Raw genomic sequence first — 511 nt, forward strand, 5'->3', positions numbered from 1 at the left:
CTGGGAGGGTCGTGAGCCTAGGTTAAATCGACGGAGTTCAGCGCACGGATTGGCGCGCATGTTTGCAATCAACGCGTCTGAAATGAAGAAAAAAGCAACCTTTGGGTGAACAAACAAATACTCAGGCTTCTTTCCGGATCGTCAATTGTAGGCGGGCGTCGCGCCGGTGCCGAGTACGTCGGCGGCCATCCTCTGTCCGGCCCGACACGAAGCCTGCCGCAAACTATCGACAAAAAATGACAACTACGAACGAAGAGTAAGCGGTGCATTGACCCCGTCTGGCGATAGCGGGTTATCGAGCTTATTCGTGTGAGCTCACGGAATGAGCTTGGTATGAATTGCTATGTCTGAACCTATGTCCGAACATAGAACGTTCCATATGATCGAAGCCGTTGCGGGTCGTCTGGAGGGCGCGCCGCGAGAGGTTCGACGCTGGTCAGATGAGTTCAAGGCTCAGGCGGTAGCTGAGAGCATGGAGCCCGGTGCGAGCGTTTCGGCGATAGCGAGGCGC

The 511-nt window shown here is 55.6% G+C and carries 1 protein-coding gene; it reads left to right on the plus strand.

Going from position 1 to position 511, the window contains the following annotated elements; genetic code table 11:
- Nucleotides 1-379 precede the first annotated feature (379 nt).
- The coding region (locus AC6CIG_RS29705) for a transposase (protein WP_498324387.1) at nucleotides 380-511 on the plus strand (132 nt) is incomplete at its 3' end.

It is taken from the genome of Sinorhizobium sp. GQ132 (assembly GCF_059758575.1).